Origin of the sequence: Stenotrophomonas chelatiphaga (assembly GCF_032054965.1) — a bacterium.
GTDB classification, from domain to species: domain Bacteria; phylum Pseudomonadota; class Gammaproteobacteria; order Xanthomonadales; family Xanthomonadaceae; genus Stenotrophomonas; species Stenotrophomonas chelatiphaga.
Genome location: NZ_DAMBRS010000002.1, coordinates 339,201 through 357,140 on the forward strand (window position 1 = coordinate 339,201; position 17,940 = coordinate 357,140).

Consider the following 17,940-nt stretch of genomic DNA (forward strand, 5'->3'; position numbering starts at 1 on the left):
TCCCGATGTCGCTTAGAGCGACATCGTGTCGTTGATGTCGTTCAGCATCCGCTCATTTTATATGTTGCGACGATGTTGCGATTTAGATGCAGTTGTCGCTCGTGAAGCGAAATGGTCATTGCTGCACAAGGGTTTGCTTGCATATGATCCCGCTGCACCCATCGTGCTTCATCAGGGGGGGGTGTTCGGGCTGCTTCTGGGTCACGCGGGGTCCATCTTGAGGCGGGTGCGGGCACGGGGTGGCCGCGGATGACCATTGTAGGGGAGGCAGCCGGAGTCGGGGCCGCTGGCACAGGGTGCCGTTGTCGGCGATCTTCGCAGACGGTATAAGTGCGCCGGTCCCCGTTTCCCGAGCGCGCCGCACCGATGCACCCTGGCCATCTCCTGGCTCTGCTCGCTCTGCCCCTGCTGGCCACCGTTTTTCGTGTCGTGCGGTTCGCCAGATCGGACGGAGAGGTCCGTATCGCGATCTGGGATTGTGTCTGGGACCAGCTGCGCGCGATGGCCGTGTTCGGCATTCTCGGCCCACCCATTGGCCTGCTGCCTTTCGCGCTGGGCGCGCTGGTCATCGACGGCGAACTGAAGCACTTCGTGCTGTTGGTGCCTCTGTCATTGTTGTCCTATCTCGTTGGTGCTGTTCCCGCCCTGGCCAGCGCAGCAGCGGTAGGGGCGATCGCGCCGTGGCTGGCCGGTTGGCGCGCGCTGTGGACCTGTTCTGCGATCGGGTTCGCTCAGTCGCTGGTCTGGTTCGTCGTCGTTGACCTTACCGACACGATTGTTACGGGGGCCGCGTGTGGCGGCGTGGCAGGGATGGCCTGCGCACGCGTGTTCTTCGGCTCGCCCGGCAAAGAGCGGCTGGCGCGCTGACCCAGTGGTCACCATCAGGAAGCGCCGGGTAGGCGGCTGTCAGCCCTCCGCCACCGGCCCCGCCAGCATGGCCGCCCGACGCGCGCGGTAGACCTCCGGCGTCTGAGGTTTGATGAACAAGGCCGTCAGCTCGGGATACTCGCGTTTCACTGCCTGCTCGATGCGGGTGATGCACTCCTCGATCTGCGGGGTCCTGCGGTCGTCCTCGAACTCCGCGCTCAGCATGGCCACCACCTGGTTGGGGCCCATCTGCATGGTGCTCAGGCCGTTGGCACGGCGTACGTCCGGATCGGCATTGGCCACCTCCAGGATGCGTTGCGCCACATGCGCATCCGCGGGCTCGCCGACCAGCAGGCCCTTGGTTTCGCGGGCCAGCAGGAACGCGGTCGCGGCCAGCACGGCGGCGATGCACAGCGAGGCCACGCCATCCAGCACGGGCATGTCCAGCAGCTGCGCGGCGATCAGGCCGATCATCGCAAAACCCAGCCCGAGCAATGCGGCGCTGTCTTCCAGCAATACGGTGAAAGTGGTGGGATCCTTGCTGCGCCGGAATGCTTCGAAGTAGCCCATGCTGCCCTTGGTGGCGCGGAATTCGCGCAGCGCGATCCACCACGAGGCACCTTCGAACAGCATCGAGACGCCGAGCACGATGTAACTCACCAGATGGTTGGTGGCCGGCTCCGGGTGCAGGATGTGCTGCACGCCCTGATAGCCGGACACGATGGCACCGGCGGCGAACACCAGCAGGGCGACGATGAAGCTCCAGAAGTACAGCTCGCGCCCATGCCCGAACGGATGCGCTGCGTCGGGCTTGCGCTCTGCGCGGTTGAGGCCGTACAGCAACAGCAGTTCGTTGATGGTGTCGACCAGCGAATGCACGCCTTCGCTGGCCATCGCCGAACTGCCGGACAGGCCGGCGGCGATGAACTTGGCGATGGCGATGGCGAGGTTGCCGGCGAGTGCGGCGTAGACGACGAGACGGGAGCCGGACGGCTTGGCCATGGCAGGGCAGACGGGTGGGGGACCCCATCATCGGCAAGCGGCCGTGCCGGCTGCGTGCAGGGCGCGCGGCGGGTAATCCTGCGGCAATGTGGTGGCGGGGTGCGGCATGCTAGATTCGGGCCATCCCCATGCAAGGACGGCATCGTGATCAACAGCTTACGAATCGCACCGCTGGCGTTGGCCTGCCTGCTGCCCACTGTTGCCCAGGCCGGACCTGCCGCCGCCGCGCCGCCCGGGCGCAGCCCGCCGGCTGCGCATTGCCTGGATGCCCGCGACGTGCGTAAGGTCGAGCAGGCCGGTCCGGAGGCGATCGCCGTTCGCGGAGGCAATGGCGTGGCCTACCGGATTGATTTCAGCGGCGCCGGTTGCCCCGGCATCAACGAGGCCAGCCAGGTCCGTCTGGAAGCCCCCGCCGGTTGGACCTGCGGCCGTCCGAGCGAGAACCTGGTGGTGGATGGCCGCATCTGCGGGATCAGTGCGGTGAGCGTGATCGACGACCGCGAATTTGCCGAAACAGCGCGCGCTAGCAGCCGCCAGTTCGCGTCCACGCTGCCGGGGGTGGAGGTCACCGGCAAGGCTGCCGGCAGAAGCGGTGAAAGCAGCCCGCGGCACACCGTCCAGGGCTCGGCGGACTTCTGTTTCGCTACCCGCCACGTACGCAGCTGGAACGAGGACCCGCAAGGCGTAGTGGTGGAAACCAACCCGCGCCGCAACGGTGGCAATCGCTACTATCGGGTAGAACTGGGGGGCAGCTGCAGCATCCTGGCCGGCGCGCAGTCGGTCGATTTCCAGTCCGGCTTCCAGAATGGATTGATCTGCGGCAACCCGGGCGATCGCATCGTCATGGTCGGCGTGATGGCCGGGGACCTGCGCTCGGACACGCCGCGATTCGCGCGCCCGGGCTGCGAGGTGCTGGCGGTGTATCCGAAGGACTGATCGGACGCCTCGTTGCTGCGGCAGGCGGGAGCGGCATGGCATCATCGCCGCCTTGTCCTGCGGTGTGATTGTCGATGCGAACCTACCTGCTATGCCTTGCCTTGTTGCTTGCGCCGCTGCTGCCGGCGCAGGCCAGGCCGCCCCAGCCGCAGAACGGTGACCTGCTGTTTGTCACCGCCGCCACGACCGGCCTGAGTGGTGCGATCAACGATGCGACCGGCAAGCCCGGTGCGGTGAGCTATGACCACGTCGCGCTGATCGCACGCGAATCCGGCGGCGCGGTCGTGCTGCACGCCGATGACAAGGGATCGCGCGAGCAGACCCTGGACAGCTTCCTCGATGAGGCCCGGGCCAAGCACCGCCACGTGGTGCTGTACCGGCTCAAGCGCGAACAACGCGCGGCCATTCCGGCGGCCATCGCCAAGGCGCGCACGCTGCTCGGCAAGCCCTACAACTTCACCTACGTGCAGGATGAGGACAGTTACTACTGCTCGGATTTCATCGAGCGCGCGTTCCGTGCGCAGCAGGTATTCGCCACCCAGCCGATGAACTTCAAGAACCTGCAGACCGGAGAAATATCGCCGTACTGGGTGGAGTTCTACCGCAGCCGCGGCATGGACGTGCCACAGGGGGCGCCGGGCACCAACCCCAACGACATGGCGTCCGCGCCGGTGCTTGAACGTATAGGAGAACTGGAATGATGCGCCTGTTGTGGTCCGGTGTGTTTGCGATGCTGGTGGTGGGCTGCGCCAGCGCGGGCGAGCGGGCAGCTGCCCAACGCGGTAATGGCGCGCCGTACGAGATCATCGGCAGCCAGGTATGGGAGGTGCCGGATCCGGTCTCCGGGCGTGATTACCAGGTATTCGTGCAGCTGCCGGCGTCGTATGAAAAGGAGCCGGCGCGCCGCTATCCGGTGCTGTATGTCACCGATGCAGACTATGCCTTCCCGGTACTGCGCCAGGTAGGGCGCCGGCTGGGCAGTTCGGTGCAGGAGTTCATCCTGGTCGGCGTGTCCTATGCGGTGGGCGAAGAAGGCATGCCCAGCCGCCGCCGCGACTACACGCCCACCGCCAACGGTGCGGAGGGTGCGCCGGAGGATGCCGAGCATGGCGGCGGGGCGGCGCACGCCGCTTACCTGCGCGACCAGGTGCTGCCGTACGTGGCCCAGCGCTTCCGCACCGATGAAACGCAGCGCCTGTTCCTGGGGCATTCCTACGGTGCACTGCTGGGCACGCAGATCCTGCTGAGCGAGCCGTCGCTGTTCTCCGGCTATGTGCTGGGCAGCCCGTCCTACTGGTTCGACCAGCACGTGATGGAGCGCATGGAAAAGGCGTCGGCGGTGACCCTGAAGGACATGCCGGCCAAGGTGTATTTCTACATCGGCGAGTACGAGGCGAAGCGGGTCGGCGATCCGCGCTACCTGCAGGACGATGACATGGTGGAAGACGCGCGGCGCATGGAACGCACGCTGCGCGGCCGGCACTATCCCTCGCTGGTGATGCGGCTGGACGTGTTGAACGACGAGGACCACCTGAGCATCGCCCCGCGTGGCTTCACGCTGGGGCTGCGCTATCTGTTGCCGGGAAAGTCCGCGCCGTAGTGGCGAGCGTGGTCGCCACCTGAAGCATCCGCCGAGAAGGGCTCGGCGCTGCCACGCCATGGCTCGCATGGCGTGGCACCATCACGGCCTACGGGTCGGGGGGCATGAAGAATTCGACCTTGCCGCAGCCGCTGCACAGGAACGTTTCAAAGCGTCTGCGGTCGACCAGCAGTTCGCCGATGTTGCCCATCAGGACGGGCCACAGGCGGGTGCCTTCGTGCAGTTGCAGGGTGCCGCCGAACTGCATCGGCGATTGGCAGCGAAGGCATTCCGCTGGCGGGTAGTGGCCTCGTTGCTCGGGTGGCACGGAGGGATCGAAACCGCAGTGGATGCAGAGGGCGCAGTCCTGTGGCACCGAGGTGCCGCATCGGTTGCATGACCAGTGGATCATGGCGTGTGCTCTTCCTGAGATGTTGCCTGCAGCATTCCACAACGATGTTCATGGGGAAAGTCCGTCGCGCATGGCGTGCTGCCACGGTCATGCAGGCTGCAGGCGGATGTCGGGGTGGCTGGCGAAGATCTCCAGCACGATGTCGAAGTAGGTCTGCCCGTGGCCCTGCTGCAGCGCGAGAAGCTGTGCCTGCAGGGGGGCGGTGTTGAACGTTCCCGGCTGGTCCAGCTTGTGCTGCAGCCAGGCGGTCGTCGCGGCCACACCGAGCGCGGCGCGGCTGGTTTCCATGTCCTGCCAGACCACGGTGACGGCCTGCTGGCCCTGCAATGCGCCATAGCCGCCGTACAGCAGGTCATCCAGCGCATCCAGGCTGTTGCCAAGCGCCCAGTCTTCGTCTGCCATGAATACGCGGTTGAGTTCGGCGTAGAGCGAAGGGATATCGACGATGGCGCTGCCCTGCAGGGTGAACTTAATGCTCATCCGGTGCACCGCGAGGATGCGCGTTGACACTGTTGCTGCCCGTTCTGCATTAGATTGCCCGCTTTCCTGGTCCTGGCGTCTGCAGTTTTGTCGACTTCCATCTACCCGGGCAAGGCCCAACGCGGTTTCCCGTTCACCGACGGGGCTGCTGCCGATTGCATCCGCAGCGTTGACTGGCAGGCCACGCCGCTGGGGCATCCGGACGGCTGGCCATCGGCATTGCGCAGTGCCACCAGCCTGATGCTGGCCAGCCCGGAAAGCATGTACCTGGCGTGGGGCGATGAGCTGGTGTTCCTGTTCAACGATGCCTACCGCCCGATCCTCGGCCCGCGTCGGGAGCAGGCAATGGGGGCGCCACTGCGCACGCTGTGGGCAGACGCCTGGGGCGCGGTGAAGGGGCCGGTCGAACAGGCCTTGGCCGGTGAAGGATCGCGTTTCGAGGACATGCCGGTGCGGATGAACCGGTACGGGGCCGAGGAGGACACCTGGTGGACGTTCTCGTTCTCGCCGATCCACCGGGATGATGGCAGCGTGGGCGGCGTGTTCTGCGTGACCCGCGAAGTCACCGAGGTGGTCGTGGCGCAGCAGCGGCTGGCGCGCGAGAACGAGCGACTGATCGCGCTGTTCGAGAAATCACCGATGTTCATGGCCTTCCTGAGTGGCCCGGAGCATCGGGTGGAGCTGGCCAACCCGCGCTATGCCGAAATGGTCGGGCATCGGCCGGTGATAGGCGAGCGGTTGGCCGATGCGATCCCGGAAGTCATCGACCAGGGCTACCTGCCGCTGCTGGACCAGGTGTACCTCAGCGGCGAAACCTATATCGGCACGGAAGTAACCTACGATCCGGTGAGCACCGATGGCAGCGTGGTCGAGCCGCGCAAGCTGGATATCGTGTTCCAGCCGGTCAAGGACGCGGCCGGGCAGTCGGTCGGCGTGTTCGTGCAGGGCCTGGATGTCACCTCGCAGGTGGCGTTGCAGCGCAGCCTCCGGCGCAGCGAAGCGCGGCACCGGCAGATCATGGACAGCGCGATGGACTACGCCATCTTCGCCATGGACCTTGAAGGCCGCATCACCCTGTGGAACGAAGGGGCGCGGCACACGCTGGGCTGGACCGAAGCGGAGATGCTGGGGCAGACCCCGGAGCGCTTCTATATCGAAAAGGACCGCGTGGCAGGCCGGTTCCAGCACGGCATGCGGGTGGCACTGGCCGAAGGCGGGCTGTCGGGTGAGCGCCCGTTCCTGCGCAAGTCCGGCGAAACCTTCTGGGCGCAGGGCGCGCTGACCCTGCTGCGCGACGAGGAGGGTACCGCGATCGGCTTCGTCATCGTGCTGCGCGACCGCACCCTGGAGCGTGCGGCCATCGATGCGCTGGCCGCCAGCGAGCGGCGGCTGGGCGCGCTGGTCGGGGCCTCGTCGCAGGTGCTGTATTCGTTGTCTGCGGACTGGGCCGAGCGCCGGCAGATCCTGCGCCAGGGCGACACCGCGCAATTGCTCGCGCCGGACTGGAACTGGCGCGAAGCGTTCGTGCATCCCGATGACCGCGCCGCGTTGGACGCGGCCATCGCCGAGGCGGATGCGCACAGGAAGCCGTTCGAGATCCAGCACCGCACGCCGCCGCGCAACGGCACCCACCGCTGGGTGCTGATGCGGGTGGTGCCGATGTTCGATGCCGAAGGCCGCGTCAGCGAGTGGTTCGGCACGGCAACGGACGTCACCGAAAAACGCGAGGCCGAAGAGCGGCTGCAGCAGCTGACGGTCACCCTGGAAGAGCGCGTGCGCGAACGCAGCGCCGAACTGTTGATGACCGAAGAGAAGCTGCGGCAGAGCCAGAAAATGGAGGCGGTGGGCCAGCTTACCGGCGGCATCGCGCACGACTTCAACAACCTGCTGACGTCGGTGTCGATGGGGCTGGAACTGCTGGAGATGCGGGTTGCGCAGGGGCGCATCGACGACCTGGGCCGCTACGTGGAGATGGCGCGTTCCGGTGCCGACCGCGCCGCGGCTTTGACCCAGCGCCTGCTCGCGTTCTCGCGCCGGCAGACCCTGGCCCCTACCGGGGTGGTCGTGGAGCAGATGGTGCTGGGGATGATGGAGATCATCTCGCGCTCGCTGGGGCCGTCGATCACCATCGGCACCCACTTCGCCGATGGCAGTGCCGCCGTGCAGGTCGATGGGCCGCAGCTGGAGAACGCGCTGTTGAACCTGTGCATCAACGCGCGCGATGCGATGCCGGGCGGGGGTGCGCTGGATATCAGCAGCGACGTGGTAGAGCTGGCGGGCAGCGAGGCGGTGGCACTGGAGCTGCCGCCGGGGCCGTATGTGCGGCTGTCGGTGCGCGACACCGGCACCGGCATGGAAGCCGACGTGGTAGCGAAGGTGTTCGAGCCGTTCTTCACCACCAAGCCGATCGGCCAGGGAACCGGTCTGGGCCTGTCGATGATCTACGGATTCACCCGTCAGTCCGGCGGCCAGGTGCAGGTGGAGTCCCGGCCGGGCGAGGGCACCACGATGCACCTGTATCTGCCGCGGCTGGTCGAAGGCATGCAGGCAGCGGACGCTACGCCGCCGGTGGCGCTGGACAGCGACGTCCTGCGCGGCCCGATGCGCACGGTGCTGCTGGTCGAAGACGAAACCGCGGTGCGCGTGCTGGTCAGCGAGGTGCTGGTGTCGGCGGGGTACCGGGTGATCGAAGCCTCCGAAGGCCCTCCCGCGCTGGATGTGCTGCGGTCGGTGGAAGTGATCGACCTGCTGGTGACCGATGTGGGGCTGACCGGCCCGTTGAATGGCAGGCAGGTGGCCGACGCCGGGCGACAGTGCCGGCCTGGCTTGCCGGTGCTGTTCATCACCGGCTACGCCGCTAGCGCGGCGGTGGGCGCCGGGCACCTGGAACCGGGCATGGAAGTGCTGGCCAAGCCGTTCGCCGCCGCCGAGCTGGTGCGACGCGCGAATGCGTTGCTGGACCCCGGCCAGCACGCCGGACGGCCGTCTGGTCAGCACACCGCTGGCTGAACGGGACAGGCGACCTGCACGGTATCTCCACGCGAATTCACCCGGGTTTGCCATCGTCGCGGGAAGACTGGCGACATACACCCGGAACGCCAAGGAGTCCCCGATGAAGATGTCCATCCCCCTGCTCTGTGCTGGCGCCTTGTTGGCCGCCTCCTCGGCCGTGTCCGCACAGTCCTACGGCCCGCGCGATGAAGGCCGCCGCTTCGACGATGGCAGCCGCGTGGTGTGCCGCAACGTGGAAGTGCAGCGCAACAGCAAGGACTCCAACCGTATCGCCGGTACTGCCACCGGCGCGGTGGTCGGTGGCCTGCTCGGCAATCAGGTCGGCGGCGGCAACGGCAAGAAGCTGGCTACCGTGGCCGGTGCGGTAGCCGGTGGTGCGGCAGGCCGCAACATCCAGGGTCGCCACCAGCAGAAGACCGGTGACCGCGTGGTCGAACGCCGCTGCGAGCGCGAGTACAGGTAACCGTAGGCCCTGCCGGCTCGCCCGGCAGTGGGCGCATCAGGAGGGCGGCTTCGGCCGCCTTCCTGCGTTTGTGGCATATTCCGGCGACTGCCAAGGATGACCCGCCGTGAACGAATCGCAAGCGCCTGCAACGCCGCTGCCGCAAGCCATGGTCGATGGCAGCGAGCGCCTCTCCCGCGTCCGTGACCGTACCGACGAACTGGAGCTTTTCATCTCCGGCCTGCTTGCCTTCACCCTGCTCGCCGTGCCCGGGCGCATCTTCGATGCGTGGGCGACCAACACCGTGCATACCGAAGGCATCCATGCGCACGCGCTGTGGTTTGGCTTCAGCATCGCCGTCGGCCTGTGCTACGTGGTGGCCATCGCCTTGATCGCTCATCTGGCGATCCGCGGCTACTGGGTCGGCCTGATCGGATTGAAGACCCACTTCCCGCAGGGCATCCGCTGGGACCGCATTCCGCTGCTGGGCGGGGTGTCCCGCGACCACTACCAGCGCATGGTGTCCACCCTGGAGCAGTCCATCGCCGGTGCCGATCGGCTGGCGTCGGTGCTGTTTTCGACCACGCTGCTGTTCGCCTTGACGATGGTCTGGACCGGGCTGCTGACCGCCGTCCTGCTGGCGATCGCCGGCGTGGTCGGCGCACTGCTGGGGGCTCCGGACCAGGTCGCCCTCACCGTACTGGGCGTGGCCTACGTTCTGTTCACGGTGACCAGCGTGCTGCCGCTGGTGCTGGAACGCGCGGTGCTGCGCCGGCGTGCGCGCGGGCTTCCAAGCGAAGGGCTGGAGCGCGCGGTGCGCGTGGTGCTGCGCGGCATGGGCTTCGTGCTGCCGTTGCGCCTGCTGCTTCCGGTGCAGCTGACCCTGCAGAGCAATCTCTACGCGCGCAATTTCTACGTGGTCTACTTCGGCGCGGTGATGCTGGCGATGGTGATCGGCGGGGTGCAGACCTTCAACTCGACCCGCTTCGCCCTGTTCAACCGCTATACCGTCGTCACCGACGAGGCCGTGGACCATGGCATGGCCAGCGCGCACTACGAATCCCTGCGCTCCGAACATGATCGGCTGCTGCGCTACCCGATGATCCCCGCCGACCAGGTCAGCGAGTCACAGCTGCGGCTGTTCATCCCGCACCAGCCACAGCGCGACAATTCGGTGGCACGCCGCCTGTGTACCGATACCTTGCCCACGGGCGCCAACGTGGCCGAAGGCGAGCAGGCCGCGCGCACCGCCGTGGCCTGCCTGGCGCGGCTGTGGACGATCACCCTCGACGGCGCGCCGGTCGCGCTGGATGCCTTCGTGCCGATGGAGCGACGCGACCTGGAAATGCGCGGGCTGGTCGGCTATCTGCCGCTGCAGGGACTCACGCCCGGACGCCACGACCTGCGCCTGGTGTGGAATGCGCAGAGCACGGCCAAAGGACGGGAGCGACGTCGCGAGTTCCGGATTCCGTTCTGGTACGCGCCGGACTGACGGCGCGGCGATCCCGGATCGTCCGCTCCGCCACCTCCGGCGTCGTGGCTGGCCTCAGCGGCCCAGCACCGCGGCGAACTCATCCAGCTGCTGGTCGCTGGTCGACCACGCCGTGACGAAGCGCACCGGCACCTCATCAGCGCCCAGTGGCATCGACGCAGGCAGGCTGTCCGGGTACCAGTCGTAACACTGCACGCCGGCAGCGAGCAGGCGCTCCAGCAGCGCCTTGGGCATCACCACGAACACTTCGTTGGCCTGCACCGGCCAGGCCAGGCGGATGTCCGCGTGTGCCTGCAGGGTGGCGGCCAGCACCTGCGCGGCGTGGTTGGCCTGGCCGGCGAGTTCCAGCCAGTGGTCGTCCTGCAGCCATGCGTTGAACTGGGCGCCGAACAAGCGTCCCTTGGACACCAGCTGGCCCGCGCGCTTGCGCCGGTAGTCGAAACCTTCGGCGAGCGCCGGCTTGAAGAAGACCACCGCCTCGGCGGCCAGCGCGCCGTCCTTGGAGGCGCCGAAGGACAGCACGTCGATGCCGGCATGCACGGTCATTTCGGCAGGCGTGCAGCCCAGCGCCGCCACCGCGTTGGCGAAGCGCGCGCCGTCCATGTGCACGTGCAGGCCATGCGCATGGGCCACCTCGGACAGCGCCTTCAGTTCGGCGGGCGTGTAGACCAGGCCGTTTTCGGTGGCCTGTGCCAGCGACAATGCCGACGGCTTGACACTGTGCGGCCGCGCATCGGGCAGCCGCTTGAGCGTAGCACGCAGCGCCGCTGGGGTGATCTTGCCGCTGTCGGTGGCGATCGGCAGCAGGCGCGCACCCCCGGTGAAGAATTCCGGTGCAGTGGATTCATCGCTGATCAGGTGCGCCTGAGCGTGGCACAGGATGGCATTCCACGGCTGCGCCAGTGCGGACAGCGCCAGGCAGTTGGCGGCGGTACCGGTGGCCACGAAGAAGGCCTTGACGTCGTGGTCGAACACGCGCGCGATGGACTGTTCGGCCTGTTGTGTCCATGTGTCGTTGCCGTACGGCGCGGCGGTTCCCGAGGACGCCGCCACCAGCGCGTCGAGGATGCGTGGCGAGACGCCGGACTGGTTGTCGCTGCCGAAATTCATGTGCTGCCCTGCGATGGATGACATCGTCCAAGCGTACATCCTGCGGCCGCGTGCCGGCGCTTTTGTGCACGCAATGCGCTGGAGCTGAAAGCAACGGCCGGTCGCGCCGAACAATTCGATCACCCGTGCAGAACGGAAAATTAAGTTTTCGATTGCTCTAATGCGCACGACCGATCTGTCGTGATCGGCACACAATTCGCACCCTCTGCCAGCGCCGCCGCGTTGCGCGTGCTCCCCCTGGATTGACCTGTGCGCCGCTCGGCTGCGGGCTGGGCAGGTGCATGCCTTCGTCTGGCGGCGCGTCTCCAAAGGACCACCCCCTGCATGCTCCAGCCTGCCACGTCGATCCGCCCGCGCCGCCGCGTTGCTGCCTCCCTCCTGCTGCGCCGCGCGCTGCTTCCTTCGATGATCGCCGGCATGGTGGGCGTGGCCCAGGCACAGGATCCTTCACCGGCGCCAGCGCCAGCGCCGGCCGCGCCAGCGGCCACCCAGGAACTGGATTCAGTGCAGGTGCGTGGCGTGCGCGGCAGCGCGACCGGCTCGGTGGATGCCAAACAGGCGAAGGCGGAAATCAGTGATTCGGTGGTCGCCGAAGACATCGGAAAGCTGCCTGACAACAGCGTGGCCGCCGCACTGCAGCGGGTCACCGGCGTGCAGGTGGCGCGCGGCGGCGCGGAAGTCGGCACGGTGCTGGTGCGCGGGCTGCCGGACGTGGTGACCACCTTCGATGGCCGCAATGTGTTCACTGCCAGCGGACGCGGCATTGCCCTGCAGGATATCCCCGCCGACCTGCTGCAGAGCGTGGACGTGTACAAGACCGGCAGCGCGAAGTTCCTGGAAGGGGGCATCGGTGGCACCATCGACGTGCACCTGCGCAAGCCCTTCGACCTGGACAAGGACACCACGCTGGCCGGCAGCATCAGCGCCGTGCAGGGCGACCAGGCCGGTGAAAGCAAGCCCAATGGAAGCCTGACCGCCGCGCACAACTGGGACAGCGGGCACGGGCGGATGGGCGTGCTGGGCAGCACCTCGTTGCAGCAGCGCCCCTACCAGGAAAGCAACAGTTTCCATGGCACCTACGACCGTGTCGCCAATCCGGCTGATCCCTCGCAGGAGATCTTCGTGCCGTACAACGCCGGCGGGCTGGTGGCCAACAACACGCACAAGCGCCGCTCGGCCAACTTCACCTTCCAATGGGCGCCCACGGACAACAGCGAGGTGTACCTCGATACGTTCTACGTCAATTACGAGGGCCGCAACAACGTCAACTACTGGATGCCGTTCCCCGGCCTGGTGAACCCGGAAAACGTGGACGCTGTCAGCCTGCGCCCAGGCAGCAACGTGATGGACGGTTTCGTGGCGCGCGACCTGTACACGCTGTCCAGCACGCAGGCCCACAAGCAGACCTCCGATACCTTCCAGGCCGCGTTGGGCGGCAAGTGGCACAACGACACCGTCAGCCTGTCCACCGAACTGGCGTATACGTGGAGCACCAACAAGCACCGTGCCATGACCCTGGACATGGGCATGGACGCGCCGTTGATGCACATGCGCGATGCCGGTGGCGTGCCCGATACCTGGGTCACCCAGGCCGATGGTTCGGCCTACGATGTGACCAACCCGGCCAACTGGTACCTCAGCCAGTACTACGACAGCTGGGATGAGCAGAAGGGCGAGGAGTGGGCGTGGCGCGGCGACAGCACGTTCCAGTTCGACGCCGGTCCGTTCAGTTCACTCGATGCCGGCCTGCGGCTGAGCCGTCGCACCGCGTCCAACCATGGCGGCGGTCCGGGAGCGATGGACAACATCAGCGGCCGCCGCGTGCTTGCCAGCGATGTCCCCGGGCTGGCCGCGGTATCACCGGGCGGGATGCTCGATGGTGCGCGCGCGTTCTCCACCGACCGCTGGGCCGTCGCCAACGCGGCCTACCTGCTGCAGCAGACCGCGCAGCTGCGCCAGGTCATGGGCCAGTCACCGGATGCACCGCCGGAGCTGGCCTCGCTGTTCTTCGACAACCGCGAAGACAACTACGCCGCCTACCTGCAGCTCAACTGGGGTACCACGCTGGGCAGCATCCCGGTGGATGGCCGCATCGGCGTGCGCGCCACACGGCTGGAGTCCGAGCTCAGTGGCACGCGCAGCGTCGATGGGGTGGACGTGCCCAGCCAGATCGAGACATCGCAGACCAGGTTCCTGCCCAATGCCAGCGCCAACGTCTCGTTGCGCGAAGACCTGATCCTGCGGCTGTCCGCTAGCCAGACCATCGCCCGACCGAACTTCGCCGACCTCAATCCGCAGCTGAGCCTGTATGAGTCGACCGACAGCCTGCCGGCGCGTGGAAACGGCGGTAATCCGGACCTGCAGGCGGTGGAATCGAAGAATCTTGATGCGTCGCTGGAGTGGTATTTCCAGCCCGGCTCGCTGCTGTCGGCCGCGGTGTTTCATCGCAGGCTGGACGGCTACGTGCAGAGCTACGCCGATGACGAAGTGATCGCTGGCACCACGTATTCGATCACCCGCCCGCGCAATACCGGCGAAGGTACCCTGAAGGGATTCGAGGTGGGCTACAGCCAGTTCTACGACTTCCTGCCGGGCTGGTTGTCCGGCTTCGGCACCCAGCTCAACTACACCCGCATCAGTGCGGAAGCCGAATCGCCGACGGGTCAACTGCAGCCGCTGACCAACGTATCCAAGCACGCGTTCAACGCGGTGCTGATGTACCAGTACGAGCGCTTCTCCGCGCGGCTGGCGTGGAACCGGCGCACCGATTACGCGACCAGCTTCAACAGCTCCGGCGACCAGCCCAGCGAGATCCGCCAGGGCGACGAGGACTGGCTGGACGTGGCGCTGAACTACGACATCAACGAGCACATCACCGTGTTCGCCGAAGCGACCAACCTGCTCGGCGGTTCGACCCGCAACTACTTCGGCAGTCCTGCCTTCCCGCGCGACTTCGCCTCACCCGAGCGCACCTACACGGTGGGGGCACGCTTCCGCCTGTAACCGCCGCCGGAACCGTTGCCGAGTACGTGTGATGCGCCTCTCATCCGGGCCGTCGACGGCGCGGCGCGTTTCGCGTTGACCGGTGACAGCGGGCGGTTCGCCAGCCATGGCGGCTGGCGGCATTCGCGGATCCGCCGCGAAGAGGGCTGAACGGGCCAGCCGCGCCGGATGGGATGACTCAGTCGTCCCGTCCTGTCACACCCGCTGCCAGCGCTACACGGGTGCCATCCAGCAGGCCACGGCTCAGCCGGCCTTCTTCGATGAACAGCAGTTCGCCGTTCTCGCCGTTCTTGATGCTGCTGTCCACCGCGATGACGCGGTCGCCATGGAAGCTGCTGACGTGCGGCATCGAGGTGTGGCCGACCACGATGCGTTTCAGCCCGAGGCGATCGAGCACCGCCTGCACGCCATCGGTATCCAGCCGGCCGTCGAAGTAGCCTCGGTACCAGATCGGGCTGGTCTTGCCGTCATACAGGGGCGCGGTGGCCGGGTCGGCTTTCACCTGGTCGCGCGGGGTGCCCAGCGATGCGCGGTAGGCCGCGTTGGTGGCCGCCGGGTCCAGTGCCAGCGCGAGCGCGTCCGGTGAGATGCCGCCGTGCAGGAACAGGGTGTCGCCGATGCGCAGCAGCACCGGCCGGGTGCGCAGCCATTGGCCTATCACCGAGTCCGGACCGTACAGCTGCGGGTAGCTGCGACCGAGCAGCTGCGCACTGCGCAGGTACTTCGGATTGACGTAACGCAGGTCGTCGTACAGCACCATTGTTTCGTGGTTGCCCAGTACGAAGTGCACCGCGCCGCCGGCGGCGCTGGCCTGTTGCTGCAGGCCGTACAGCAGCCAGAACGCTTCGGTCACCTTCGGCCCGCGATCGAACACATCGCCTGCCACGACCAGCGTATCGGTGCCCCGAGCCCAGCGGTCCTGTGCATCGATGATGCCGTTGGCGCGCAGCAACCGTACCAGCAGGTCGTACTGGCCGTGGATGTCGGACAGCACGACGATGCGCGGCGCGGCGGGCAGCACGTCCATCGGCGGGACTGCCGCGGGGGCGATGTCCACGGGATGCGGATAGCCACAGACCGGCGCGATGCGGCGGGCCGTCTGCTCATGGCTGACCACCTTGTCATCGCAGATCCAGCGCGCCTGCAACGTCTCGCCGTCACGCACCACGTAGGGGCCGTCGGCATCGACGTGGGCGGCCGGAGCGGGCACATCGCGTGCACCGGATGCGCTGCTGGCCAGCAGGCCGACCAGCAGCAGGAAGGGCAGGGAGCGGTGGATCATGGCAGTGGGTCCGGAAGGAGACGGGCGGGGCACCGTGGCCCCGACCGTGATCCTACGCGCCCGGTCAGAACTTCGCGCGGACGTTGAACAACACCCGCCGCGGCTCGCCCCAGTAACCTGAGTTGAAGAAACCGACGTTGCGGTAATAGACCTTGTCCAGCAGGTTGGTGACGGTCACCCCGACGCTGACGTTGTCGTTGATGCGATAGCGGCCCATCAGGTCGAACAGCACATAGCCCCCCTGGCGGACCTGGCCCTCGGCGGTGATCGGCGTGCCATTGGCGTTGAAACGGCCGGTGGGAATCGGCTGGGCCTGGGAAATATCGCTCTGCACGGTGAAGCCACCGCCAACGGTCCAGTCGCCCAGGCGGTACGTGGTGTTGAAGCGCGCCAGGTGCATCGGGCTGGTGGAGGCGAAGCGGCTTCCATCCGGATTGCTGCTGTAGGCGTAGGTGTAGCCGCCGGTCATGTTCCAGCGCTCGCTGAGGGATCCGGAGACTTCGAACTCGCCGCCCTGGGTCCTGATGCCCGCGCGCGCAATGTACGGCGTGCTGCCATCGGGCAACCTGATGTCACCGGCCGCCGGATCGATCTCCGATACGTTGTCCTGCTCCATGTAGAAACCATTGAGCGCGGCGTACAAACGGCCGCCGAAGAACTCGCCCTTCAGGCCGTATTCGTAGTTGCCGCCGGTGGTCGGGTCCAGCAACCGGTTGTCGATGTCGCGCCGCGCGGTGGCCTGGAACACATCCGAATAGCTGGCGAAGGCGCTGATGCTCGAGCTGAGGTCATGGATGACGCCCACGTACGGGGTGGCGACGTGCGCGGTGGTGCGTGCGGTCTGGCCGGTGAACACCCCATCCACGTTGTAGCCGTCGGTGGTGGTTTCATAGTCGGAGTAGCGCACGCCGGCGATGACCTTCAACGGGTCGATCGGGTTCAGGCGCACGGCGGCGTAGTAGCCGGTTTCGGTGGTGTTGGTGATGCTGGAGGGGATGCCGGCATTGAAGGTGGTTGGCTTGCCGATGTTGCCGTCCCACGTGAAGATGCTGGGGAAGGCGGTGGTGCTGTACGGACGCGAGGTGATGCCGGCGCGGATGGTATCCAGGTCGCGATCGTAGTGGTTCACGCCGAGTACCAGCTCATGCTGGCGGCCGAACAGCTGGAACGGGCCCGAGGCGTAGAGGTCGAAGGCGTCTTCGCGGGTTTCCGACACCGAATAGGTATCCGACACCGCCAGGCCCAGGCCGGTGATGGGATCGGCAAAGCCGGTGCCACGCGCGGCGTTGTAGCTGTTCGACCCGGCCAGCAGCAGCGAATCGGTATCGGTGGCACGGTGGTTGTAGGCGATGCGGCCGCTCCAGCCCGCCCCCATCTGCTGTTCCAGCGTGGCGAAGTAGTTGGTGCTCTCCCGGTTCCACTCGTTCCAGCGCGCCGCAGCGCTGTAGGAGCGCGGCAGCTTCGCGCGCGTGCCATCGCGGAAGAACAGCGGTGATGCGCTCCACGCGCCACCGTCTGATCCGGTCTTCAGGTAGTCGATGCCGGCGCGCAGGCGGGTGCTGTCGGTCAGGTCGGCCTCGACCACGCCATACAGGCTGGGAGAGGTGTCGTTCTGGAAGCGCACCCAGCTTTCCTTGTCGGTGTAGGCGCCGACCAGTCGGCCGCGCACGCGGCCGCCCTTCGTCAGCGGGCCGGATACATCCAGCTCGGCGCGCTTGTAGTCCCACGAACCGGCACTCAGGCTGGTGGTGGCCTGGAAGGTATCGGTCGGACGCTTGCGCACCATGTTGACCGTGGCCGACGGATTGCCCGAACCGGTGACCAGCCCACTGGCGCCGCGCACGATCTCGATCCGTTCGTATACCGAGGTATCGCTGAGAATGGAGTTGCCGCCGGCACCGGTGGTGTAGTTGGTGGGAATGCCATCGAACATGAAGTTGTTGATGGTGAAGCCGCGTGCGTTGAACAGCGTGCGGTTGCTGTCGTAGGACTGCACGGTGACGCCGGGGGTCTGCTGCAGCACCTCGGCGATGGTGATCAGGTTGAAGTCTTCGATGCGCTGGCGGGTGAAGACGGTGAGCGACTGTGGCGTCTCACGCAGGGTCAGCGGCAGCTTGGTGGCGGTGTTGGTGCCATACACCTGATAGCCCTCGGTGCGCTGGGTGACCAGCACCCGGTCCAGGTCGGTGGCATCGGTGGCGCCGTTGGTGGCCGCAGTGGCGTTTGCCTGTGCGCAGGCCAGTGGCGCAGCCAGCAGCCAGGCGACGGCCATCGACACGGCAAGGGCGTACCGGCGCGGGGCGCCGGAGGACAGCATTTTCAT

At 66.8% G+C, this 17,940-nt stretch carries 14 protein-coding genes; 8 read left to right on the forward strand and 6 right to left on the reverse strand.

From position 1 onward, the window contains the following. Positions 1-330 precede the first annotated feature (330 nt). The gene (locus RTX79_RS06055) at positions 331-867 is read left to right on the forward strand and encodes a hypothetical protein (RefSeq protein ID WP_312682674.1); all 537 of its coding nucleotides are present in this window, start codon (positions 331-333) and stop codon (positions 865-867) included. 39 nt (positions 868-906) lie between these two features. On the opposite strand, the gene RTX79_RS06060 is transcribed toward RTX79_RS06055, so the two are convergent. After that, positions 907-1,869, reverse strand: a complete 963-nt coding sequence (locus RTX79_RS06060; RefSeq protein ID WP_312682676.1) for a cation diffusion facilitator family transporter — start codon at positions 1,867-1,869, stop codon at positions 907-909. Between the two features lie 144 nt (positions 1,870-2,013). Here RTX79_RS06060 and RTX79_RS06065 point away from each other — a divergent pair, with 144 nt between their 5' ends. The 3 genes from RTX79_RS06065 to RTX79_RS06075 all read left to right on the forward strand — a co-directional run bounded on the left by RTX79_RS06065 (position 2,014) and on the right by RTX79_RS06075 (position 4,405). Next, positions 2,014-2,805 carry a hypothetical protein gene (locus RTX79_RS06065; protein WP_312682678.1) on the forward strand — a complete coding sequence of 264 codons (792 nt, stop codon included), beginning with the start codon at positions 2,014-2,016 and terminating at the stop codon, positions 2,803-2,805. Between the two features lie 74 nt (positions 2,806-2,879). Then, a complete protein-coding gene (locus RTX79_RS06070) occupies positions 2,880-3,506 on the forward strand; it encodes a YiiX/YebB-like N1pC/P60 family cysteine hydrolase (RefSeq protein ID WP_312682679.1) in 627 nt (208 codons plus the stop codon). Then, positions 3,503-4,405: an alpha/beta hydrolase gene (locus RTX79_RS06075; protein WP_428695965.1), complete on the forward strand. Its 903-nt coding sequence runs from the start codon at positions 3,503-3,505 to the stop codon at positions 4,403-4,405. Before RTX79_RS06070 ends, RTX79_RS06075 begins: the two co-directional genes overlap by 4 nt. Positions 4,406-4,493: 88 nt before the next feature. Here RTX79_RS06075 and RTX79_RS06080 read toward each other — a convergent pair whose 3' ends face one another. Further along, entirely contained in the window at positions 4,494-4,652 is a 159-nt protein-coding gene (locus RTX79_RS06080; RefSeq protein WP_312682681.1) for a hypothetical protein, read from the reverse strand. Between the two features lie 231 nt (positions 4,653-4,883). Further along, positions 4,884-5,276, reverse strand: a complete 393-nt coding sequence (locus tag RTX79_RS06085; RefSeq protein WP_312682683.1) for a barstar family protein — start codon at positions 5,274-5,276, stop codon at positions 4,884-4,886. A gap of 87 nt (positions 5,277-5,363) precedes the next feature. Here RTX79_RS06085 and RTX79_RS06090 point away from each other — a divergent pair, with 87 nt between their 5' ends. The 3 genes from RTX79_RS06090 to RTX79_RS06100 all read left to right on the forward strand — a co-directional run bounded on the left by RTX79_RS06090 (position 5,364) and on the right by RTX79_RS06100 (position 10,222). Further along, the gene (locus RTX79_RS06090) at positions 5,364-8,285 is read left to right on the forward strand and encodes a PAS domain-containing protein (RefSeq protein ID WP_428695966.1); all 2,922 of its coding nucleotides are present in this window, start codon (positions 5,364-5,366) and stop codon (positions 8,283-8,285) included. Positions 8,286-8,388: 103 nt separating this feature from the next. Next, positions 8,389-8,751 (forward strand): glycine zipper 2TM domain-containing protein, encoded by a 363-nt coding sequence (locus tag RTX79_RS06095; protein ID WP_312682686.1) that lies wholly within the window; start codon positions 8,389-8,391, stop codon positions 8,749-8,751. 106 nt (positions 8,752-8,857) lie between these two features. Next, entirely contained in the window at positions 8,858-10,222 is a 1,365-nt protein-coding gene (locus RTX79_RS06100) for a hypothetical protein (protein WP_312682688.1), read from the forward strand. 54 nt (positions 10,223-10,276) lie between these two features. On the opposite strand, the gene RTX79_RS06105 is transcribed toward RTX79_RS06100, so the two are convergent. Further along, entirely contained in the window at positions 10,277-11,332 is a 1,056-nt protein-coding gene (locus RTX79_RS06105; RefSeq protein WP_312682690.1) for a threonine aldolase family protein, read from the reverse strand. Positions 11,333-11,737: 405 nt separating this feature from the next. Between RTX79_RS06105 and RTX79_RS06110 the strand changes: the two genes are divergently transcribed. Next, entirely contained in the window at positions 11,738-14,335 is a 2,598-nt protein-coding gene (locus RTX79_RS06110) for a TonB-dependent receptor (protein ID WP_428695967.1), read from the forward strand. A 178-nt stretch (positions 14,336-14,513) separates the two neighbouring features. Here RTX79_RS06110 and RTX79_RS06115 read toward each other — a convergent pair whose 3' ends face one another. After that, positions 14,514-15,617: a metallophosphoesterase gene (locus tag RTX79_RS06115; protein ID WP_312682692.1), complete on the reverse strand. Its 1,104-nt coding sequence runs from the start codon at positions 15,615-15,617 to the stop codon at positions 14,514-14,516. Between the two features lie 64 nt (positions 15,618-15,681). Further along, positions 15,682-17,940, reverse strand: coding sequence for a TonB-dependent siderophore receptor (locus RTX79_RS06120; protein WP_312682693.1), 2,259 nt, complete (start codon positions 17,938-17,940; stop codon positions 15,682-15,684).